Origin of the sequence: Chlamydia buteonis, from assembly GCF_900634605.1 — a bacterium.
Lineage (GTDB): Bacteria > Chlamydiota > Chlamydiia > Chlamydiales > Chlamydiaceae > Chlamydia > Chlamydia buteonis.
On the sequence record NZ_CAAAFM010000002.1, the window covers coordinates 86,552 to 108,469 of the forward strand.

Genomic DNA, 21,918 nt, shown 5'->3' on the forward strand with positions numbered 1-21,918 from the left:
TTAAATTCTCCTTCGTCTATACTTTCTTACAGCAAAGTAATCAAGAAGAGGAGCAAATACATTTCCAAGAAGAATGGCTAGCATAACTCCTTCAGGATATGCAGGATTTATTAATCGGATAATTATGGTCATAAAACCAATGAATAATCCGTAAATCCATTTTGCTAATTTCATGGTTGGTGATGACACAGGATCTGTCGCCATGAATACGAGACCGAAGGCTAAACCCCCTAAGAATAATTGGCGGTAGGCTGGAATAAAGAATTTTGCAGGAGCCCAAGCTGCGTGTTTTCCAGCAATAAGAATACTGAAAATCTTAAATAACCACGCGGTGACAAAAGCACCTATACCGAAAGACACCATTGTTCTCCATGAGGCAATCCCTGTAATAACAAGAAATATAGCACCGAGTAAACAGGCAAATGTGGATGTTTCTCCTAAAGAACCGATAATGTTCCCCCAGAAGAGGTTCCCTGAAGAGAATTTCCCAATCCCATAGATCACATCGGTAATAGCGTATGCTGAGTCAAATTGCGTTGGGAGTAAGCCGAGACCGCCTTCACTTAATGGAGAGGTTACAAAGTTTTGTAGTTGCTCTAAAGTAAGCTTGTCTAACATCAATCCGGGATGAGACTCTGTCCAGATCGAAAATTGTGATTGTATGACATTTTGTGTGGGGACGTGTGTCATGTGTAAAATGTTAGAGGCTATAGCATCTACATGGACTCTTTTTACAGAAGGTGGTGTAGAGTTTAATGTTTGTAGGCAGGTAGATTGTGAAAAGCCGTCTATGATTGATTTTCCTGCTGTTGAGTTCATAGCAAGCAGGCTGTCTTTAATGTGTGTTGGGTTGCTCCCTACCCAAACATCACCGCTCATCTTTGCTGGAAATGTAAAAAATAGAAAAGCTCTTCCTGATAGTGCAGGATTGAGAATATTCATTCCTGTCCCACCGAACAATTCTTTACTAACAATAACGCCGAAAGCAATCCCTAAAGCGGCCATCCAATAAGGAATTGTGGGAGGTAAGGTAAGAGGATAGAGGATCCCTGTAACGAGTAGTCCTTCAGCAATTTTATGTTTTCTAATAACCGCGAAGAGTACTTCACAAGCTCCTCCCACTGAATAGCTAATTATTAGTAAGGGAATAAAAATTTTGCATCCCGTCCAAAGAACGGAAAACATGCCTATGTCATTAAAGATAAATGAGAGATAACTGCGAAATCCTGAGATATGTAAAAATGATTCCATGAGCTGGGCATTCCCCGAGCCATAGACTAAAGCCTGAACACCAGAATTCCATATGGCTAAAAATGTTGCTGGGAAGAGTGCAATAACAACAAGCATCATCCAACGTTTAACATCTACAGCATCGCGAATGAATGGTGGAGATGAAGATTGGTGGATGGGTTCGTAGCAAAACGTATCAATAGCGTCTGCAACTGGAGTAAAGCGTTGAAACTTGTCTTTTTGACAAATTTCCCAGATGGAATTAACAAATCGTTTAAGCATTGCTACTGAGAGGGAAGTTGAAGCTTCTACGTTTAAGAACGTAACAAATTGATTAAAATTTTAGGAATAAAAATTTTCTGTGATTCAGAGATTCTTTAATTTTTTCCTTCGTTTAATTTTCCCGAAACTCTGTTATGGTTGTCGACAACCCGGAGAGTTTTTATGTCAGGGATGTTTAGAAACTTTAAAAGTAGAAAAGGTAGCAGGGCGTTGCCCACATTGTTATAGTATTTTAGGTGTAGACGAAACGCTGACTTGTCGTCATTGTTTGCCCTCTTTTTCTCGGAAAACTTTTTGTCTTTATGTTCCTTCAACAAAAGTACTAGCTCTATATTCTCAAGCCTGCCTAGGGAAGGCACCAGCTATTAATTTTTTTACAAATGTGATAAAACGACAGTGGGAACTTCACCAAATTCTTCCTAAAGCGATTTTTTATCTTATATCAAAAATACCAAAAGATTTTGCTAAGCAATTATCCAAGGAAACAAGAATTCCTTATCGAGGGATTTTGCCTTTAGAAAGAGAGTTAAGGAGATTGAAAAAACACGTAAATGTAGGAGCCATATGTATTTTATCAGATTATCCTTTGCCACGCGAATGGCAAGATACTATTGAGCGATATGCTCCGCAGCCAGCGATTCTTATTAGTCTTTTTCTTTCTGAGACTCTGTGTTAACCCCCACAATAGCTACATAGCCTAAAAGACGTACACCTTCATCAACGCAAAGAGTCCCTGCTTGGATATCTCCTTTAACTATAGCTTCACCACGGAGCTCTAATTTTCCGCTGACTGTAATATTACCTTCGACAGCACCTTCGATAATTGCTTCTTGAAGTTGTATATCAGCTTTCACGCAACCTTTAGGGCCGATGATAATTTTCCCATTAGAAACTAAAATACCCTCAAAGGTGCCATCAATACGCAACAAACGATCAAAGGCTAACTCACCTTTAAATGTTACACCCTCTCCTAAAGTGGTTTCAGGTTCTTCAGCAAATGAGAGCAAAGAATCTACTTCAGAAGATACAGGGATCCATTTTTGTCCTTCTTCATTTAGAGGGTAGGTAGAAGACAAAGGGCGTGTTTCTGGAGATTTTGGAGAGTCAAAAAGATTTGGAGGAGAATCTAAACGCTCAGATCTAGGATAAGAAGAATAATTAGAATGAGCAGGTGTTTCTTCTTCATATAACGTTTGAACATCTTCAAAGGGATTTTTTCCAGTTCTACGGAACATTAGAAATTCTCCTAGATTACCCAACAATATGGTTTTTACATAAACTAATTTGACGCGTTAGAGTTTCATCTTTTTCTATTTTTTGTTCTATAGTTTTGCAAGCATAAAGTACTGTAGAATGTGTTTTCCCAAAAGCAGCACCTATAGCAACTAAAGAATCTGTGATTAATGTTTTCGCAAGGTACATAGCAACTTGACGGGCCAAAACGAGTTCTTTAGAACGAGAGTTACCTTTAAGATCTTGGAGCTTTACTTGAAAGACTGTGGCCACACTTTTTAATATGCTTTCTACAGAAACTTTTTGTTTAGAAGGGGAGCGAAAAAGTTCTTTTAACGTGTCGCGAACAATACTTTCGGTAAGTGTTTTCCCAAATAAACGGCAATAAGCAGTGAGTTTATTAATAGCTCCTTCTAGTTGGCGTACATTTCCATAGATATGATCTGCGATATAGAATGCGATGTCATTAGGAATATGTAAGCCTTTCTGTTCTGCTTTATGCTGTAAAATTGCTACGCGTGTTTCTAAATCTGGAATGCCTACGTGAGCAACTAACCCCCATTCCATTCTAGCAATGATACGTTCAGAAAGTTTTAATTGTCCTGGAGGCTTATCACTAGTAATGACAATTTGTTTATTTAAATTAATTAATGTCTCAAAGGTATTGCAAAATTCTTCTTCGAAATTTTGTCTGTTTTGCAAAAACTGGATGTCATCGACAAGAAGTAGATCTAACGAACGATAAAAATTTTTCATTTTATCAATCGATTTCAATCTGAGATGTTGCACGAGATCATTAATAAAAGCTTCAGTTGTGATGCAGTGAACACGCAGGTTTTTGTGATGATCCCTGACATAGTGACCCACAGCATGGAGAAGATGTGTTTTTCCTAGACCTACGCCTCCATGAATGAACAGAGGATTATACGAACGTCCCGGACGGCCAGCAATACCTACAGCTGCGGATTTCACAAATTGGTTTGAAGGTCCTTCTATGAAATTATCAAAACGATAAGCCGTGTTTAACTTTAGTTCGAAGTCTTTAGATTCTTCAAAAGTTTCTATAGGGGTTTCTTGCTGCTCTCGAGGGGCTATGGGTTGCGGAGGGGCTTTTTTAATTTCCGCAACGACAAACTCTAAAGCTGGCTCCCCTTGAGCATCAAGAGGAACGAAAGAACACAGATCTTGTTTATAATTATCAAGAAGGTAGTTTTGAACAAAGATATTGGGAACTTCTAAACGGATCTTTTCTTGTGTTTCTTCTATAATTTGAATAGGAGAAATCCAGTTTTCAAAAGCCGTTTTAGAGCAACGTGTCTTAACATAATCCACAAACTGTTCCCAAGTACTACAATCGCTACAGGTTAACATGCTGCTCTCTTTTATGTATCGAGGATTTCCTTACAGACGGGCAATTCCTGCTCGTTTAGGAAGAAATTGCCAATGTACCATTGCTGTTGATAAGCAATCAATAGTTTTTCTGCAAAAAACAGCAGGATGATTCTAAATAGATAAGAATTCATTTCAATAGTATGCGCCACTTCTTAGTAAGTGGGCACAAGATTAATGAGAAAGAGCTGTGGGCTTTTTGATTATTTTTTTTGTATAGCTCATAAGCAAAGCTTCAGCATCATTAGCAATCATAGGATCATCACAAGATGCCAAGTAGACAGCTATCGCGGAGGCTTCATCAATACGATTTAGGCAAAAGAGAGCTTTAGTTTTGTTTAATAGTGTGGGCAGATGGTCTCCTTGCATACGTAAAGCTTGATCTAAAATTCCTAAAGCTTTGGCATTTTCTCCTATTTGCAAATATAATCCCCCGAGGGTTTGGAAATCATAAATGCTTAATGGATCTAAAATCACCAAGGCTTCGAAAAAAAGAATAGCTTTATGATAATGTCCTTGGCGAAGAAATATGTAACCAGAAATGCGTAACTCTTCCAGTTCTTGATCTCCCCAGCCTAAAATAGCTTTCCATTTGTTATCTAACATGTCTTAGCCTTGAACAAATTGAAAAATACGGGAAATAACATAGTCGATCATAATATTAGAAGACTTCAATCCTAGATCAATAGCCTTAAGTAAAACTTTGCCTTCCTGAATGATTACGTCTTCTTCAGAATCAGCAGCTTCTTCTTCTTCTTCTTTACTTTCTTCCTGATCTTTGTAAGAAAATAAAGGATTGACACGACTTTGATAAGAAAATTTTCCTCGGGTCAGTACTTTTAAGTAGGAAGAAATTTTCTCTAAATCCTGGTCTTGCTGATCGGGAGATCCTAGTGAAGGGGCTAAATAGGGAGTGGAAAATCGCTGTTTATAAAAGTTGCTGGGGGGTGAAAAGAAAGCCCAATTGGTTTTCTTATTCGTTTGCATAAGGGAGCACAAGGCTGAGGGCTTTGGCGTCATGTCCAAAATTTGAGCGTGCTTAGCCACATCACGGATCGTCAAACTTTCCATGTGAACTTCCTTACGGAAATCATTCACTACTTTATTGTTAGACGCGTGTTTTTCGTAAACAGAAGTACTGTAATTAAAAATTTCTACCATAATACAGCCTTTAAAACCCTACTTTCTAAATCATAATAGGGTAAAGGAAAAAGTCAATAGTCTTAATTATTCTTAAAAAGAGAATGAGGAATAAATAGAAATCTTTTCCCATTCTCTCTAATGGTGTATCTTTTTCTTGCATTGATGTTTTTAGAATGATTTAGGCGTTTTTGTGTCTGCAACCCCTTCGCATATTCCGGTATTGGTAAATGAATGTTTATCTTTATTTGCTAATCGTAATCCAAAATTTTTCTGTGATGTTACTGTAGGAGCTGGAGGTCACGCTGAAGCTTTCCTCTCTGGATATCCTTCTATAGTTTCTTATGATGCATCTGATCGAGACATTGCGGCTTTGTCTGTTGCTAAGGAGCGTTTAGAAAAATTTGGCGATCGTGTTCATTTTCATCATGCATCATTTGAAGATCTTTCTAAAGATTCTAGGGAACAGGTTTATGATGGTATACTTGCCGATCTTGGAGTTTCCTCTATGCAATTAGATAATCTATCCCGAGGTTTTAGTTTTCAAGGAGACGATCATGATTTAGATATGCGCATGGATGTGACTCAGGGAATTACTGCAAGTGAGGTTTTAAATACGCTTCGTGAAGAAGAATTAGGGAAAATTTTTCGTGAATACGGAGAGGAACCCCATTGGAAAAACGCTGCTAGGGCTGTAGTACATTTTAGGAAACGCAAGAAGATAATTACGGTTAGAGATTTAAAAGAAGCAACATCAAAAGTTTTTCCTTCTTATCGTCTGCGAAAGAAAATTCATCCATTAACTTTGATTTTTCAAGCTTTACGGGTTTATGTAAATCAAGAAGACGTGCAATTGAAAGTATTGCTGGAGTCGGCTATGCGTTGGCTTGCTCCTGGAGGGCGTTTGATAATTATTTCGTTTTGTAGCTCCGAAGATCGCCCAGTAAAATGGTTTTTTAGAGAAGCTGAGAAATCCGGATTAGGAACAATTCTGACTAAGAAAGTTGTCATGCCTACATATGAAGAAACTAGGCAAAATCCTCGTTGTAGATCGGCAAAGCTCCGTTGTTTTGAAAAGAAATTTTTATGAATAATTATCGTTTTGTGCGTCTATTTTTTTGTTTTTGTTTTCTAGGCGGATTACTTTACTCCTATATTAACAAACAAAATGATCTGACTAAATTACGATTAGAGATTCCCGCTTTATGGTCGAAGTTGCGACAGAGAGAACAAGAGAATATATCTCTACATTTTCTTATTGATAAAATAGAGAGTCCAGAGCATCTCATGCATATAGCTAGCCTTCCTGAATATCAATATCTCCAATATCCTACAGAAGATAGTGTTTGTGTTGTAACTTATGAATCATCGTAAATGCTTGACCATGATTACCTGTGGAGTCCTGCTCTCCTATTCTTTCCTTATCATACGATATTATAAAATTCAGATTTGTGAGGAGAAGCGTTGGGCAGCAGAAGCTTTAGGACAACATGAATTTCGAGTAAAAGACCCTTTTCGTAGGGGGACTTTTTTTTCTCAGATGAATTTACGTAAAGGAGATCCTGAGCAACGACAACCTCTGGCTGTTGATATTACGAAATTTCATCTTTGTTTAGATGCTGTGGCTATTCCTGAAGAACACCGTGATGTTATTGCTAAGAAAGTTTTTAGTCTAATTGGTGAAGGTGATTATGACAAACTCCGTGCGGAGTTTGATAAAAAATCTCGACATCGGAAATTATTTCTTTGGTTGGATCGTGCGGATCATGACCGCATTCTGTCTTGGTGGCGGGGGTACGCATCAAAATCTAAAATACCCTCTAATGCTTTGTTTTTCACGACAGACTATCAAAGATCCTATCCTTTTGGCAAACTTTTAGGTCAAGTTCTTCATACTCTTAGAGAAGTAAAGGATGAGAAAACAGGAAAAGCTTTTCCTACAGGAGGTTTAGAAGCATATTTTAACCACATCCTTGAAGGAGAGCCTGGGGAACGAAAATTCCTACGTTCTCCTTTAAATCGTTTAGATCTAGATAAAATCACAAAGATTCCTAGGGATGGTTCTGATATTTATCTCACAGTAAATCCCTGTATACAAACTATAGCGGAAGAAGAATTGGAAAAAGGCGTAAAGGAAGCCAAAGCTAAGGGTGGGAGTCTGATTTTAATGAATGCTTATACAGGAGAGATTCTTGCTTTAGCACAGTATCCTTTCTTTAATCCTTCGGAATACAAGGAATTTTTCAATGATAAGGAAAAAATAGAGCACACAAAAGTGACATCAGTAAGTGATGTTTTTGAACCAGGCTCTATCATGAAACCTCTGACTCTTGCTATAGCGTTGCTTGCTAATGAAGAGATGGTGAAAAGATCTGGGAAGCCCTTATTTGATCCTTGTGAACCTATAGATGTTACCCGCACTATTTTCCCAGGAAGAAAGCAATTTCCTCTTAAGGATATCTCATCGAATCGGCGTTTAAATATGTACATGGCGATTCAAAAGTCTTCAAACGTTTATGTAGCTCAACTTGCTGATCTTATAGTGCAACATCTAGGGAACCAGTGGTATGAAGACAAGTTATTATTATTAGGGTTTGGTAAAAAGACGGGTATAGAATTGCCGGCGGAAGCTTCAGGATTAGTACCTTCACCCAAGCGTTTTCATATTAATGGGGTTCCCGAATGGTCTTTATCCACTCCTTATTCTCTTGCTATGGGTTATAATATCTTGGTTACGGGAGTTCAGATGGTTAAAGCATATGCCCTTTTTGCTAACGGTGGTTATGACGTGCGTCCTACTTTGATAAAAAAAATAGTCACTACTTCTGGAAAAGAATACGTTTTGCATCCACAAGTTCGTGGAGAAAGAGTTCTTTCTCAGGATATTGTTGATGAGGTATTGAAAGCTACACGTTTTACTACATATCCTGGAGGAACGGGATTTCGGGCTGCGCCTAAAAAGCATTCAAGTGCAGGGAAAACAGGAACAACAGAAAAGCTAGTTAATGGAAAGTATGATAAGCATCGTCATATTTCTTCATTTATAGGTATTACGCCCATATATCCATCGGAAGGGATTAGTGTTCCTTTGGTCATGCTGGTCTCTATAGATGATCCGGATCATAATGTTCGCGAGGATGGAACAAAGAACTATATGGGAGGAAGATGTGCAGCCCCTGTATTCGGAAGAGTTGCTGATCGTGTTTTATCCTATCTAGGGGTCCCTGAAGATAAAGAAAAATACAGTTATCGGAGTGAGGTTGCTTTTATGCAATCTTTGTATGAGGAATGGAATCGTTCCGGGAAATAGTTTTATTATTATGTCTCCATAGTAGCGGATTTGCCATTGAGCAAATTCCGGCTGTTTCTGAAAAAATCGGACAAGTAAGAATGTGATTGTAAAAATAATTTTAAGTTCAAAGATGATTAAACCAAGGCCAAGTATTTCTAGGATCCCGGCAAAGGTATGAACTGCGATGTCGACTTACTGTCTTCTGCTACAGGGCCGCAAATATACTAAAAAGTTTATAGGTTCCTAAAATGTTGCCTAGTAAGGGTATAGTGCGTCCAAGAGTTTCTAAAATAGATTTTTTATTATTCAACAACCAATCATTATGCATAATGCCTTGATGGTTGCGTATACATCTTAATTGTATGATTTTTGGGACAACGAAGTCTCGATTATTTTTTTTACAAGCAGTTCTTGCGACCAGCATCATAGTGAAGATGTCGCTCCATCTTCCCCTTTTTATTCTTTTGCTATGAACTAGGAAAGGTAATTTTTATTGGGAAACAGTTTCTTTTCACTAAAAATAGTATATTTTTTATGTGAGAAAAATAGATGGACTATTTTAATAGCTGTAAGTAAGATAGTTCGGCGGCAATTGTTGCGAGCATTGCTAATTTGCGAAAGTTTATTTATAACTTATGGAATATGGGTGCCATTTTTGTTTTTTGCCGAATGAAAATAAGAGTGCTTACAGATATATTAGGAACAATTTTGCATATAGAAGTGGTCTAGCTTTTTAAGAAGGACCTCAGGCTAAAAAATGAATTTAAAAGAACTCCTTCACAATACCAAAGCTAAAATTTATGGGAAAATTTCTTCTGTAGAGGTAAGAAATCTCACAAGGGATTCTCGCAATGTTGGATTTGGAGATATCTTTATAGCCAATAAAGGCAAGCACTGTGATGGTAATGAGTTTTCCCACTTAGCTATTGAAAACGGAGCTGTTGCTGTAGTTTCTTCTATCTATAATCCTTTTTTACCCGTTGTTCAAATTATTTCTTCCGATCTTCCTCAGCTTGAGGCGGATCTTGCAGCAAAATACTACGGTCATCCTTCACAAAAACTCTGTGTTGTTGGTATTACAGGCACCAATGGGAAAACTACAGTTTCCTATTTAATAAAATTTCTGTTTGATGCTTGCGACAAGCCTGCAGGTTTAATAGGTACTATTGAGCATATTCTGGGAAATAGTCGTATTCAAGATGGGTATACCACCCCTGAATCCTGTTTGTTACAAAAGTATTTAGCTGAGATGGTGAAGAGCAACCTTGCTGCTGCGGTTATGGAAGTATCTTCCATTGGTATTGCTTTAGACAGACTGGCTAACGTCGATTTTGATGTTGGCGTCTTAACTAACATCACTCTAGATCATTTAGATTTTCATTCTTCGTTTGAAGAGTATAAGCAAGCAAAGCTTAAGTTATTTTCGATGCTTCCTTCTTCAGGCCTAGCTGTAGTAAACAACGACTTACATTATGCTTCGCAGTTTATTGAGGCTACTCAAGCCCAATCTATTACCTATGGAATAGAGCAGAATGCGGATTATCAAGCTGCTAATTTGCGCTTTTCTCCTTTCGGAACGGATTTTGACTTGCTATATAATGGGGAAACCTTTGCATGTTCCTCACCCTTAATAGGACAGCATAACATTTATAATGTTCTTGCGGCTATTGCTGTCACTCACCAACGATTAAGCTGTGATTTACAACAACTGATCTCTGCTGTTGCCAATGTAGAAGCCCCTAGAGGGCGGTTAGAACCCGTATTTTCGGGCCCCTGTCCTATTTACATTGATTATGCTCATACCCCCGATGCCTTAGATAATGTATGCAAAACACTTCAGGCTCTACTTCCTCAAGATGGAAGACTTATAGTGGTCTTTGGGTGCGGAGGCGATCGAGATCAGAGCAAAAGAAAAATCATGGCTCAAGTAGTCGAGAAGTATGGATTTGCTGTTGTGACTACAGACAATCCTCGCGGCGAAGATCCAGAAATTATCATTAATGAAATTTGTTCGGGGTTTTTAAAAAGAAATTTTTCCATCGAAATCGACAGAAAACAAGCAATTACATATGCTTTGTCCATTGCCTCAGATAGGGATATAGTGTTAGTGGCAGGTAAAGGGCATGAGACGTACCAGATCTTTAAACATCAAACCATCGCTTTTGATGATAAGGAAATCGTGCTCGGGGTATTGTCGTCTTATGTTTAATCGTTACACTTTACTCACTCTCTGTGTCTTCGGAACTGCTTTAGGAGGAATTGCAGCTGAAAGTGCGCCTCCACAGCGTGTGCGTCGTAATGAAGTGATTTTTATCGACCCAGGACACGGAGGTAAAGATCAAGGCACTGCAAGTAAAGATTTCCATTATGAGGAAAAGTCTCTAACCCTGTCTCTTGCGTTTTCAGTGCAGAGCTATCTCAAGAGAATGGGGTATAAGCCAGTTCTTACTCGAACATCTGATGTATATGTAGATCTTGGGAAAAGAGCGGCTTTAGCAAATCAAAACAAAGCTGATATTTTTGTCAGTATTCACTGTAATTATTCGTCTAACACGTCAGCCTTTGGTACTGAAGTATATTTTTATAATGGCAAAAATAATGTTGCTTCGAGAAGTCGTGCTTCGGAAGCTCTAGCTAAGGATGTCCTAAACGCTATGCAGAAAAACGGCGCATTGAAAAATCGGGGAGCGAAGAATGGAAATTTCGCTGTTATTCGAGAAACTACAATGCCTGCGATTTTAATTGAAACAGGATTCCTTTCAAACCCTAGAGAACGAGCTGCACTTTCGGATGCACGTTACCGAATGCATATAGCCAGAGGCATAGCCGAGGGCGTTCATACATTTCTTACTGGTCCTAACTTTCAGAAACCAAGTTTAGCGAGTGTAAAGGCCAGAAAACTTTCTGCAAAGGTGAATTAATTTTTTAATGAGATAAGGGAAAAAAGTCGTCCTCGATGCGATTCGAACGCATGGCCTGCTGCTTAGGAGGCAACCGCTCTATCCTACTGAGCTACGAGGACACCAAAACCAGTACTTTATCAAGTTAGATGAAAGAAGTCACGTGTTTGCCGTTATTAAATTAGAATAGGAAAGCTTAGAAATTTTTGTCGGACTGTAAGGTGCAGAAATCATAAGTTTTGACAAATATGAATTTTCGTTACTTACAACGATATAGAACAACCACGTATTTTTAAAAAATGTCTTGAATCCAAAGGATGAATAGATATGATACGCATATACTTCAAAAGTTTATTATTTAGGGCTACTCAACAAGTTACTTTAGGGCACTTTAATTAGGAGGCAATGGCTAATATGGCTACCATGACCAAGAAAAAACTGATCAGTACAATATCACAGGATCACAAGATTCACCCGAATCATGTGCGTACTGTAATCCAAAATTTTTTGGATAAAATGACAGATGCTCTAGTCAAAGGTGATAGGTTAGAGTTTAGAGATTTCGGCGTTTTACAGGTTGTAGAACGAAAACCTAAAGTAGGTCGTAATCCTAAAAACGCTACTGTTCCTATTCACATTCCTGCGAGACGTGCCGTCAAATTTACTCCAGGAAAAAGAATGAAACGTTTAATCGAAACTCCTTCGAAGCATTCCTAATTTCGTGCCTTTCTCTTTTATCTAATTTATCAGGGTCAAGTTTTTAGGATTTACTTAGAGGCTTGACTCTAAAGTTTTTTGTTATTATTGTCTGGGCGCAATCCGTTTTTGAGTAAGAAATTGTGAATGGTGATGGGATCACAGCTAAGATTACAAGAATGTATCGAAGTGTTTCCCCATTCGAATTTTGACTTGCAGGTTAAACAGTTAATCTATGCCTGTCAGGATAAGAAACTTCGCAATTTTGTCTTTAAATTTTTTCGCTATCATCCTTTGTTAAAAGTGCATGACATTGCAAGAGCAGTTTACTTGCTTATAGCTTTGGAAGAGGGACAAGATTTGGGGTTGGACTTCTTGAAGTTAGAGCAAGAAGACTCGGGAGCTACGCGTTTATTTGGTCGTGGAGGTTTCCCTTGGAAAGGACTTCCTTATCCCGGAGAACATGCAGAACTCGGACTTTTGCTTTTGCAAATCTCTAGGTTTTATGATGACAGTTTGAAACAAGCTAAGATGATGAGTGAGTTTCAACAGGCATTATTTATGCATGAGGCTACGATTTTTCCTGCTTTATGGAGTCAGGAACACGCTCGATCCATAAAAGAAAAGACTTCGTTGAGTAAGTCTTTCCTATACCAATTAGATCAACAGGTTACTAGTGAGTATAGGTTTACGGATCCGAATTTAGGTTTTTGGATGCAACGGACTCGGTCGGCATCCACTTTTGTTTCTGGATCAGGATGTAAAAGTGGTGTGGGAGCTTACTATTCCGGAGATGTCGGTGTAGTAAACTACGGCCCATGTTACGGCGATATTAGTGATTGTCAGGGCTTTGGTCTATGTGGAACGGTAAAGGAATTCTCTTTTGTAGAAAATAATGATACCACAGAAATTTCTTTTCTTTCGGCTTCGTCTGTTCCTTGTTCGAGAATCACAGGTTTTTCTTACTTACAAGATGCCTACCTAGGGTCTAAAATTCGTCATGATATTACTATTTCTGAGAGACGGTGTCAGGTATACTCTTTGATAGAAGATCCTTGCAAATCCACTTTTTCAATTTTTTGTAGGGGAAAAAGTTGTCAAGTGGTTGAAGGGCCGAGGTTGCGGTCAAGCTCCTTAGATTCTTATAAAGGACCGTCTAACGATGTAATTATTCATGGAGAACGCGACTCTTTGCGTATCCTTTCCTCAAGTCTCTATATGGAAATTTTTTCTTTGCAGGGAAAAGAAAGGTTTTGGGGAAGTAATTTTTTGATTAATATTCCCTATCAAGACGCCGAAGTCGCGGTTGTTTTTGAAAAATGCAATTAATAGTTTATTATTTTTTTTGAAAATGGAAGAGAAAATAATCTTATAATTGTTTTTTAAGAATTATTTGTATTAAAATTGTCCTTTTTGTAAGAGGAGAGAATGTTATTATGGAGCTTCTTCCCCATGAAAAACAAGTGGTAGAGTACGAAAAAACGATAGCAGAGTTTAAGGAAAAAAATAAAAAAAATTCTTTACTATCCTCCTCAGAGATACAAAAATTGGAAAGGCGCTTAGATAAGTTAAAAGAGAAGATCTACGCAGATTTGACTCCTTGGGAACGTGTGCAGATATGCCGTCATCCTTCGCGTCCTCGATCAGTGAATTACATTGAAGGAATGTGTGAGGAGTTTGTAGAGCTTTGTGGAGATCGCACGTTCCGTGATGACCCTGCTGTTGTTGGCGGATTAGCTAAGATTCAGGGCCAGAGATTTATGCTTATTGGCCAGGAAAAGGGGTGTGATACCTCATCCCGAATGCACAGGAACTTCGGCATGCTATGTCCCGAAGGCTTTCGTAAGGCACTACGTCTTGCAAAAATGGCTGAGAAATTCGGTCTTCCTATTGTCTTTTTGGTTGATACTCCGGGGGCTTTCCCAGGTCTTACTGCTGAAGAGCGTGGTCAAGGATGGGCGATTGCTAACAATCTTTTCCAACTAGCTAGATTAAAAACCCCGATTATCGTTCTTGTTATAGGAGAAGGGTGTTCCGGAGGTGCTTTAGGCATGGCTATCGGAGATGTGATTGCTATGTTAGAACACTCCTATTATTCTGTAATTTCTCCTGAAGGCTGCGCTTCTATTCTTTGGAAGGATCCGAAAAAGAATAGTGAAGCGGCTGCTATGTTAAAAATGCATGGTGAGGATCTCAAACAATTTGCTATTGTGGATGTTGTCATTAAGGAGCCGGTAGGTGGTGCTCACCACAACCCAGCTGCTGTATATCGCGATGTTCAAGATTTTATACTTCGGGAATGGTTACGACTCAAAGACCTATCAATGGAAGATTTGTTAGAAAAGCGGTATCAGAAATTTCGAACTATAGGTCTCTATGAAACTTCTTCTGAAAGCAGTCCTGAGGCATAAAAAGCATCTCACGCTATTAGGTTTTTCTTTGCTTGCCATCTTAGGATTAACCGTGTCGTCTCAAGCAGAGATTTTTTCTCTAGGTATTATTGCAAAAACAGGACCTGATGCTTTTCTTCTTTTCGCTCACAAGGAAAATAATCAACTGATCAAGGCGTCGCAGTTAAGCCAAGAACAGATTTTAGAGAGATGGTCCGACATCTCTCCCGATTCCGATACGATAACTACAGCAGAGGCAAACGCCTATATTTCTCGTTATGGAAAGCGAGCAACATCGATAACTAGCAGATTATCATGTTTTGTTTCTCGCTATATGGATTTGTCATGTTTTGGTTCCTTAGCCTTGTTTTTGATTATTGTGGCGATTTTTAAAGCCGTGACTCTATTCTTTCAGAGATTCCTATCTCAAGTGGTAGCTATTCGTGTTAGTTGTGATCTCCGCAGGGATTATTTTAGAGCATTACAAAAGTTGCCGATGACCTTTTTCCATGCTCATGATATGGGAAATCTTAGTAGTCGTGTGATTACAGATTCTACCAGCATAGCTCAAGCAGTAAATTCTTTGATGGTGAATTATGTCCAAGCTCCGATAACTCTAACATTAGCTTTAGCCGTATGTTTATCGATATCTTGGAAATTTTCTCTTTTAGTTTGCATTGCTTTTCCTGTATTGATTCTTCCTATTGTGATCATCGCGAAGAAAATCAAAGCCTTAGCGAAGAGAATACAAAAAAATCAAGATCAGTTTTCTTCCGTACTTTTAGATTTTCTTGCGGGCATAGTCACTGTAAAGGTTTTCCGTACGGAATCATTCGCATTCAAGAAATATTGTGATCAAAATAGTCGAATAGCAGCTTTAGAAGAAAAAAGTGCTGCTTATGGACTCCTCCCACGTCCTTTACTGCATACAATAGCTTCGTTATTTTTTGCTTTTGTTGTCATTATCGGTCTTTATAAATTTAATATTGCTCCAGAAGAACTTATTGTATTTTGTGGTTTATTATATCTCATCTATGACCCTGTGAAGAAATTTGGAGATGAGAATACTACCATTATGAAAGGTTGCGCTGCTGCGGAACGGTTTTATGAGGTGCTTTCCCATCCTGATTTGCAGAATGAGTCTGAAGATAGTCAAGAGTTCCTGGGTTTAACAAGAAATTTAGAATTCCGTGATGTTTCTTTTTCTTATGATAATGAGAGGAAGGTTCTTAAGAATCTTAACTTCACTGTCAATAAGGGAGAAGCTATTGGTATTGTAGGTCCTACAGGAAGTGGAAAGACCACAATCAGTAAATTGCTTCCTAGGTTATATGAGGTCTCTCAAGGAGAAATTCTTCTAGATGGAGTTTCTATTAAGTCATATAGTAAGTCTTCTCTTAGAGATCATATTGGTTGTGTCTTACAAAACCCATTTTTGTTTTATGACACTATTTGGAATAACCTTACTTGTGGTAAGGATATCTCTGAAGAAGATGTCATTCATGCATTAAAGCAAGCTTATGCTTATGAATTTGTGCAGAAGATGCCTCAGGGAGTGCATAGTCTTCTTGAAGAATCGGGAAAAAATCTTTCAGGAGGGCAACAGCAAAGATTAACAATAGCGCGAGCGTTATTGAAAAATGCTTCAATTTTGATTTTAGATGAGGCGACTTCTTCTCTAGACGCTATTAGTGAAAACTACATCAAAGAGATTATAGGGCAGTTAAAAGGCCAATGTACTCAAATCATTATAGCACACAAGCTCTCCACTTTGGAGTATGTAGATCGGGTAATTTATTTAGAACACGGTAGTAAAGTGGGAGAGGGAATGAAAGATGAACTTTTATCGTCTTGTCCTGCGTTCTTAAAAATGTGGGAATTATCCGGGACTAAAGACTGGGAAGCTTCCTCATCTGTAAATCCAGAGTTGATTACGCCGCTTTCCTTCAGTTAAAATGCGAACACCTTTCGACTGCTATAGGGTCGAGAATTCTATAATATCGTAAATAGTTGAGGCAAAAGCACAGGAAAGTTTTTCAGATAACACACGCTTGTGTTGTTTAATATAGTCTCCGCCATCTTTTGTAGTATAATCCGAAGTGATTTTCAACATCATACACCGTAGATTCAAGTTTTTACATAACCCGGCGATAGAATATCCTTCCATATCTACAAGCTGAAATGTGTCATGGAATCCGTGTTTATAAGGAGCATGAGCAGAAACTAAGGTAGCTTTAGATAGGCTAGGAAGAGCTGTAACTGTCAATTCGGGTGTAGTATCGAGTTGGTTAGGAATATCTTTGCTAAGCTGTGATACTTTATCAATAGTATAGCATGTTTGGAGGGGAAATCTCGAGGAGCAGGCTCCTGCAAACCCAATATTTACACAGGAATCATAATTTTTTAATAAGGTATTTGTTAAAGCTTGAACGACACCATCTTTTCCCCACTGGTCGAGGATAATCATATCTATAAGTATAGACATATGAATATCTGGACATCGGTAGAAATTATTTGTGAGTTTTGTGAAAGCAAAATCTTGAAGTAAAGATTGTGCTTCTTGCCTGTCTGCTAAGACAAGGAGAATTTTGCAGAGATAATTAGATGGTGCAGCTGACATAATTTGCTAATGTGTGAAGAGCTTTTTTCCCTAAGTTAGATAATACGAGAGTTTCTTCGTTAACATAAGTAGCTATAAATTTTCTAATAACAGCTGTGTCTTTATTTCTAGAGTATTCTAAGGCTTTGTTTTCAGAACCTTCAGGGTCTTTCATTGCTAGAAATAAGGATTTTCTCAATGCTAAGGTAAGAATATTTACAATATCTTGGGGAACAGTCTTTGATACAACAAGACATCCTAAAGGCAGAGGAAGTTGTGTTTTCTCTTCCCATAACTTGCCAAGATCTGCTCTTGGGAATAGTTGTGATGCGTAGTTAAACTTTTCTTCATGGATGATAGTCCCTGCATCTACAGTGCCACGAAGAATAGCTAAGATAATTTCGTAATATTTCATAGGGATAAGCTCTGCATCAGGATAAAATATCTTGCAGAGAAGGTGAGCAGTTGTTGTTATTCCAGGAGTTGCGATTGTTTTGATAGGCGCTTGAGGATCTAAAGCTAAAACTAAAGGACCTACTCCATAGCCAATAATCGTTCCTACTTCCATAAGAATGTAATCATTAGTGACTTTCGGGAATAGTGCTGCTGATATTTTGACTAAAGAAAAGCGGTGCTGTAAGGCTAATTCATTTAAAGTCGAGATATCTGCTATCCTCACTTGATGTAACAAGTTGGATTCTTCATAACGTTCTAAAAAAGAACGAAATAGAAAAATATCATTTGGGCAGGGTGAAAAAGCAGCTGAAAGTATCATGTCAATTGTTTCATTAAGTCAATAGCAGCTTTCATATCTTTATCTAAGTTCCCTTGGTTTTCTAACCATTGGATATAAGACGGAGGCACTTCACTAAGGGGCTTACCCTTATATTTCCCAAAAGGCATTTTAAATGTTTTAGGGTGGTAACTTTCTTCCATTAAAGCAAGCACTTGCTCTGCGGACAGATCTCCAATAAGTGCTGAAAATACATTATGCAAGGTAATGACATCGTCTAAAGCGCGGTGTGCTTGGTTTTCAGCAAAACCGTACACTTGACGTAGATATTGTAAATTGTGTTTAGGTAGGTCGGGCCGGTACTTTTGAGCCCATTTGAGTGAGTCTATTGTTTTTAGGGATAAAGGTGCTAAGGCATGTCTACGACATTCCTTTTCAATTAGTGGGAAATCAAAACTATCGTTATTGTGCGCAACAAGAATAGCATCATTCCCACAAAAGTCGCAGAAATGTTTATAGGCTTCTGGAAATTTAGGAGCTGAGATTACTGTAGATGTGGTAATGCCATGAATCTTCGACGCTTCCTCAGGAATAGGAATTTCTGGGTTTACATAAGTTACAAAAGATTCTTTAGTTATATGGTTATAGGCAGCAATTTCTATAATACGATCCTTATCTATCTGTGTTCCCGTAGTTTCAGTATCGTAAAAAATGAGTGCTGTCATAGAGTTTGCCCTAAGTTATTCATTTTTTTCTTTACGTGCTTGTTTTTTCAATTCATCAAGATTCATATTTCCTGAAGAGATCAAACCTATAGAGTGAGAAAAACTATCACAAACTAATCTAATTGTATCGATATATACACGTAATAATATTTCATTAATTTCACCCTGTAGGCAGGGAATAACTAAACGATAGAAAATTAGTCCTTGTTCTTCATCCATTCCGAACCCAGGAATATCCACATCTCTATTAAGTAAATGGAGGAGGCGTGCTGTTGCTTCTCTTTGGTTGTCATATAGCTGATAGGGAAAGTAACATATCATCTGAAGGATTTCTCCTTCATTGCGAATCACAAAAAATAAGGGGAGTTCATGATCTTCAGCTTGAATGTTGATATAAGTTAAACCACTCTCTCTCTCTAAAAGAGGTTCTAATCCCGCATGTGTGAGATATTTTGACAAGTTATTTTGATTTAAAGACCATGTTGTCATTTAAAATACTCCAAATTATTCATAATATGCGATTAAACTGCTTTGTCAGTAAAATTAGAAACATGAGTGTTGTCTATTTTCTTATTCTTATGAAATTTTTGAATACTCTTACTAAGAAAAGCAGAGGTAGATGAAGATTGTTTTTTCTCATTTTGCTGCATGAGCTCGTTAATGTCCGTATCAGGAGGAAATTCTGAAAGTAGGGTAATTTTTTCTCCAGATTCCGCAATAACAAGAATTTTATTCACAACGCGAATGATATAAATGCAAGTTTTTGGGTTTATGGAGCGTCTATCAAGAATTTTTATTGTTGAAGAGTTTCCAAGCGCTTGACCCTTAGTTTTTAAGAACTTCTTAAAAGCCCAAACTCCAATACCAAATACAGCAAGTAGTAGTGTTAAGGATCCCAGCATTTTAAGCATTTCAAGTTTCATATTTTCTGGAAACATTCCTGGGAGATTTATTTGCTCGCTAGAAGTATCAGCAAGAGCAAGGTCGTCCATACAAAATATGAGGAACGAAAGGATTTTATCAGGCATGTTAGAGACCTTGTTGCGTTTCTATGTAGTCATCAACTCAAAAACAATTTTAAGTTAGGACGTTTTACGAACGAACTGTTTTCAATCAGTTCTTTATAAGTTAATGTTTGATTAGTTCCAAGAATAAATTAAACTGTAACTGTGTATGTTCCTGTAAGAATGGTGTATTTAGATGATTAATTTTGAATTTAAGGGGATACTCAGATCAATCTAAAAAGGTTTTTAATAGTTTCTTTCTTTATCATATTTTATATTGATTTTGTTCTTTATCATAGACCTATTTTTCATTCATGAGAATCAGGCCCGGTGAAAGGATCGAAATAAGTTTAAGGGGAGTGGTAAAGTTACTTATGGATAAATTACTCATTACGGATATAGATGGTACGATTACTCATCTTCCACACCATTTGGATCCTAAAATTATTCAGTGTTTAACCCATCTCTATCATTCTGGGTGGAGGTTATTTTTCCTTACGGGAAGGTATTTTTCTTACGCACATCAGCTCTTCAAAGAGTTCCCTGTTCCCTACTTATTGGGTTGTCAAAATGGTGCTTGTGTTTGGTCTTCGGTAGAGCATCAATTTCTTTATTTTCAAAATATTCCCCATGAAATTTTACCCGCGTTAGAAATATGTGTAGAGGATAGTGATGTCATTTGTTCTATAGAATCGGGTGCTCTGTATCAAGATCATTATTATCGCTATGCTTATTGTCCTAGCGCGAAAGATCTTTTGCGTCACTTAGACCCTGTTTATTTTCCTAGTGCGAAGGATCGGAAAAGATTAGTAGAAACTAAAAAACTTTCTAAAGATTATCCCCATGCAACGTTTGCCGTTGCGAAAATATTTGGTAAGAAAAACGAGGTAGAAAAGGTTCAAGAGAGGATTATCCAATCTAAAGAGTTAGTTAACAATTTGACCATTACATTCATGCGTTGGCCGTTTGATTTTGACTATGCAATTTTGTTCATGACTGATAAATCAGTCTCTAAGGGTTGTGCTGTTGATCGTGTGGTTGACATAGTTTATGAGGGACAAAAGCCTTTTATTATAGCTTCGGGAGATGATGCTAATGATATTGATTTGATAGAGCGTGGTGACTTTAAGATAGTTATGAGCTCAGCTCCGGAGCCTATGCATATTATTGCAGATTTTCTTGCCTCCCCAGCGAAAGAGCTAGGTATTCTTTCGGCATGGGAGGCGGGTGTTGCACAATACCACAGAATTAAGAACGCTTAGGAAGCATTTCAGGACCAATTCCCATGATATTTGCTCCGTGATCCACGTAGAGGGTTTCTCCGGTAATTGCGCCAGCTAACGGAGAAGCTAGAAAAGCAGCAACAGTACCCACTTGTTCTGTTGTCATAGGTTCAGGAATAGGGGTCCAATCTAAATAATAATCGACCATTTGTTCGATAAATCCAATAGCTTTTCCTGCACGACTGGCTAGAGGACCTGCCGAAATAGTGTTTACACGGACGCCCCATTTTCTTCCTGCTTCCCAAGCTAGCATTTTTGTATCACTTTCTAAAGCAGCTTTTGCTGCGCTCATTCCCCCACCATATCCAGGAACTGCTCGAGAAGAAGCTAGATAAGTTAAAGAAATACTAGTGCTTCCTCGAGGCATAATAGGTCCAAAGTGAGCTAATAAACTCACTAGGGAATAACTTGATGTGCTTAACGCAGCTAAATAGCCTTTACGTGATGTTTCTAAAAGTGGTTTGGAAATTTCCGGACTGTTTGCTAGGGAGTGGACTAAAATATCAATATGACCGAAATCTTTAGTAATGTGTTCAACAACCTCTGAGATAGTATATCCTGAAATACCTTTATAACGCTTATTTTCTGCAATATCCTCAGGGACATCTTCAGGTTTATCAAAACTAGCGTCCATAGGATAGATTTTTTTAATTTCTAAGAGGTTGCCATCAGATAACTTTCTAGACTGATCAAATTTCCCTAAATCCCAAGACTGCGTGAAGATTTTATAGATGGGTACCCAGGTTCCTACGATAATAGTAGCCCCCGCTTCTGCTAGTGCTTTAGCGATTCCCCAGCCATAGCCTTGATCGTCACCAATCCCCGCTATAAAAGCTACTTTCCCAGTTAAATCGATTTTTAACATTCGTCAACCTTATTTCTAGTCTGCATTGATATTCTGAGGAGGGTAGCAGATTTCTTGATTATTACGAAACTCTTTGAAAATCCCTTCTTATTGCTCTGTGGAGATAGATTTTTTTCTTAACCTCTTCAAATGTCAATTAAAATTTTTATTTACATTT

General features: G+C 38.0%; 22 protein-coding genes and 1 tRNA gene. 11 read left to right on the forward strand and 12 right to left on the reverse strand.

Translation table 11 applies throughout. From position 1 onward, the window contains the following. Window positions 1–1,512, reverse strand: a complete 1,512-nt coding sequence (locus E1N70_RS03815) for a Na(+)-transporting NADH-quinone reductase subunit B (RefSeq protein WP_131744228.1) — start codon at window positions 1,510–1,512, stop codon at window positions 1–3. 79 nt (window positions 1,513–1,591) lie between these two features. On the opposite strand from E1N70_RS03815, the gene E1N70_RS03820 reads away from it, so the two are divergent. After that, window positions 1,592–2,188, forward strand: coding sequence for a hypothetical protein (locus E1N70_RS03820; RefSeq protein WP_131744229.1), 597 nt, complete (start codon window positions 1,592–1,594; stop codon window positions 2,186–2,188). Here E1N70_RS03820 and E1N70_RS03825 read toward each other — a convergent pair. From E1N70_RS03825 to E1N70_RS03840, 4 genes are all read right to left on the reverse strand, one after another. Further along, window positions 2,157–2,747, reverse strand: coding sequence for a bactofilin family protein (locus tag E1N70_RS03825; protein ID WP_131744230.1), 591 nt, complete (start codon window positions 2,745–2,747; stop codon window positions 2,157–2,159). The genes E1N70_RS03820 and E1N70_RS03825 overlap by 32 nt on opposite strands. 16 nt (window positions 2,748–2,763) lie before the next feature. Beyond that, window positions 2,764–4,116 (reverse strand): chromosomal replication initiator protein DnaA, encoded by a 1,353-nt coding sequence (dnaA, locus tag E1N70_RS03830; protein WP_131744231.1) that lies wholly within the window; start codon window positions 4,114–4,116, stop codon window positions 2,764–2,766. Between the two features lie 192 nt (window positions 4,117–4,308). Then, the gene (locus E1N70_RS03835; RefSeq protein ID WP_131744232.1) at window positions 4,309–4,740 is read right to left on the reverse strand and encodes a type III secretion chaperone; all 432 of its coding nucleotides are present in this window, start codon (window positions 4,738–4,740) and stop codon (window positions 4,309–4,311) included. 3 nt (window positions 4,741–4,743) lie between these two features. Next, the gene (locus E1N70_RS03840) at window positions 4,744–5,295 is read right to left on the reverse strand and encodes a DUF5399 family protein (protein WP_131744233.1); all 552 of its coding nucleotides are present in this window, start codon (window positions 5,293–5,295) and stop codon (window positions 4,744–4,746) included. A 172-nt stretch (window positions 5,296–5,467) separates the two neighbouring features. On the opposite strand from E1N70_RS03840, the gene rsmH reads away from it, so the two are divergent. The 5 genes from rsmH (at window position 5,468) to E1N70_RS03870 (ending at window position 11,487) form a co-directional block, all read left to right on the forward strand. After that, window positions 5,468–6,364 (forward strand): 16S rRNA (cytosine(1402)-N(4))-methyltransferase RsmH, encoded by an 897-nt coding sequence (gene rsmH, locus E1N70_RS03845; protein ID WP_131744234.1) that lies wholly within the window; start codon window positions 5,468–5,470, stop codon window positions 6,362–6,364. Further along, the gene (locus E1N70_RS03850; RefSeq protein WP_131744235.1) at window positions 6,361–6,648 is read left to right on the forward strand and encodes a hypothetical protein; all 288 of its coding nucleotides are present in this window, start codon (window positions 6,361–6,363) and stop codon (window positions 6,646–6,648) included. Before rsmH ends, E1N70_RS03850 begins: the two co-directional genes overlap by 4 nt. Then, window positions 6,635–8,584 (forward strand): peptidoglycan D,D-transpeptidase FtsI family protein, encoded by a 1,950-nt coding sequence (locus tag E1N70_RS03855; protein WP_131744236.1) that lies wholly within the window; start codon window positions 6,635–6,637, stop codon window positions 8,582–8,584. Before E1N70_RS03850 ends, E1N70_RS03855 begins: the two co-directional genes overlap by 14 nt. A 739-nt stretch (window positions 8,585–9,323) precedes the next feature. Next, on the forward strand, window positions 9,324–10,775 hold the full coding sequence (locus tag E1N70_RS03865) for a UDP-N-acetylmuramoyl-L-alanyl-D-glutamate--2,6-diaminopimelate ligase (protein ID WP_131744237.1): 1,452 nt from the start codon (window positions 9,324–9,326) through the stop codon (window positions 10,773–10,775). Next, window positions 10,768–11,487: an N-acetylmuramoyl-L-alanine amidase family protein gene (locus tag E1N70_RS03870; RefSeq protein ID WP_131744238.1), complete on the forward strand. Its 720-nt coding sequence runs from the start codon at window positions 10,768–10,770 to the stop codon at window positions 11,485–11,487. Before E1N70_RS03865 ends, E1N70_RS03870 begins: the two co-directional genes overlap by 8 nt. Window positions 11,488–11,514: 27 nt before the next feature. Here E1N70_RS03870 and E1N70_RS03875 read toward each other — a convergent pair. After that, window positions 11,515–11,588 (reverse strand) — tRNA-Arg (locus tag E1N70_RS03875). Window positions 11,589–11,880: 292 nt separating this feature from the next. Here E1N70_RS03875 and E1N70_RS03880 point away from each other — a divergent pair. From E1N70_RS03880 to E1N70_RS03895, 4 genes are all read left to right on the forward strand, one after another. Then, window positions 11,881–12,183 (forward strand): HU family DNA-binding protein, encoded by a 303-nt coding sequence (locus tag E1N70_RS03880; protein WP_006344016.1) that lies wholly within the window; start codon window positions 11,881–11,883, stop codon window positions 12,181–12,183. Between the two features lie 126 nt (window positions 12,184–12,309). After that, on the forward strand, window positions 12,310–13,491 hold the full coding sequence (locus E1N70_RS03885; RefSeq protein ID WP_208638312.1) for a hypothetical protein: 1,182 nt from the start codon (window positions 12,310–12,312) through the stop codon (window positions 13,489–13,491). A gap of 107 nt (window positions 13,492–13,598) precedes the next feature. Next, entirely contained in the window at window positions 13,599–14,573 is a 975-nt protein-coding gene (locus tag E1N70_RS03890; RefSeq protein ID WP_131744239.1) for an acetyl-CoA carboxylase carboxyltransferase subunit alpha, read from the forward strand. Then, window positions 14,539–16,506, forward strand: coding sequence for an ABC transporter ATP-binding protein (locus E1N70_RS03895; protein ID WP_131744240.1), 1,968 nt, complete (start codon window positions 14,539–14,541; stop codon window positions 16,504–16,506). Before E1N70_RS03890 ends, E1N70_RS03895 begins: the two co-directional genes overlap by 35 nt. A 21-nt stretch (window positions 16,507–16,527) precedes the next feature. Here E1N70_RS03895 and E1N70_RS03900 read toward each other — a convergent pair whose 3' ends face one another. From E1N70_RS03900 to E1N70_RS03920, 5 genes are read right to left on the reverse strand one after another with little or no spacing between them, the layout of a single operon-like run. Continuing rightward, window positions 16,528–17,172: a nucleoside phosphorylase-I family protein gene (locus E1N70_RS03900; protein WP_131744241.1), complete on the reverse strand. Its 645-nt coding sequence runs from the start codon at window positions 17,170–17,172 to the stop codon at window positions 16,528–16,530. After that, window positions 17,153–17,926 carry a 1,4-dihydroxy-6-naphtoate synthase gene (locus E1N70_RS03905; protein WP_131744242.1) on the reverse strand — a complete coding sequence of 258 codons (774 nt, stop codon included), beginning with the start codon at window positions 17,924–17,926 and terminating at the stop codon, window positions 17,153–17,155. Before E1N70_RS03905 ends, E1N70_RS03900 begins: the two co-directional genes overlap by 20 nt. Beyond that, window positions 17,923–18,609 carry a putative quorum-sensing-regulated virulence factor gene (locus E1N70_RS03910; protein WP_131744243.1) on the reverse strand — a complete coding sequence of 229 codons (687 nt, stop codon included), beginning with the start codon at window positions 18,607–18,609 and terminating at the stop codon, window positions 17,923–17,925. Before E1N70_RS03910 ends, E1N70_RS03905 begins: the two co-directional genes overlap by 4 nt. A 15-nt stretch (window positions 18,610–18,624) precedes the next feature. Continuing rightward, window positions 18,625–19,098 carry a type III secretion system chaperone family protein gene (locus E1N70_RS03915; protein ID WP_131744244.1) on the reverse strand — a complete coding sequence of 158 codons (474 nt, stop codon included), beginning with the start codon at window positions 19,096–19,098 and terminating at the stop codon, window positions 18,625–18,627. A gap of 32 nt (window positions 19,099–19,130) precedes the next feature. Beyond that, the gene (locus tag E1N70_RS03920; RefSeq protein ID WP_131744245.1) at window positions 19,131–19,637 is read right to left on the reverse strand and encodes a FliO/MopB family protein; all 507 of its coding nucleotides are present in this window, start codon (window positions 19,635–19,637) and stop codon (window positions 19,131–19,133) included. A gap of 350 nt (window positions 19,638–19,987) precedes the next feature. On the opposite strand from E1N70_RS03920, the gene E1N70_RS03925 reads away from it, so the two are divergent. Beyond that, window positions 19,988–20,875, forward strand: a complete 888-nt coding sequence (locus E1N70_RS03925; protein WP_131744246.1) for an HAD-IIB family hydrolase — start codon at window positions 19,988–19,990, stop codon at window positions 20,873–20,875. Here E1N70_RS03925 and E1N70_RS03930 read toward each other — a convergent pair. Continuing rightward, window positions 20,862–21,761, reverse strand: coding sequence for an enoyl-[acyl-carrier-protein] reductase (locus E1N70_RS03930; RefSeq protein WP_131744247.1), 900 nt, complete (start codon window positions 21,759–21,761; stop codon window positions 20,862–20,864). The genes E1N70_RS03925 and E1N70_RS03930 overlap by 14 nt on opposite strands. Window positions 21,762–21,918 lie beyond the last annotated feature (157 nt).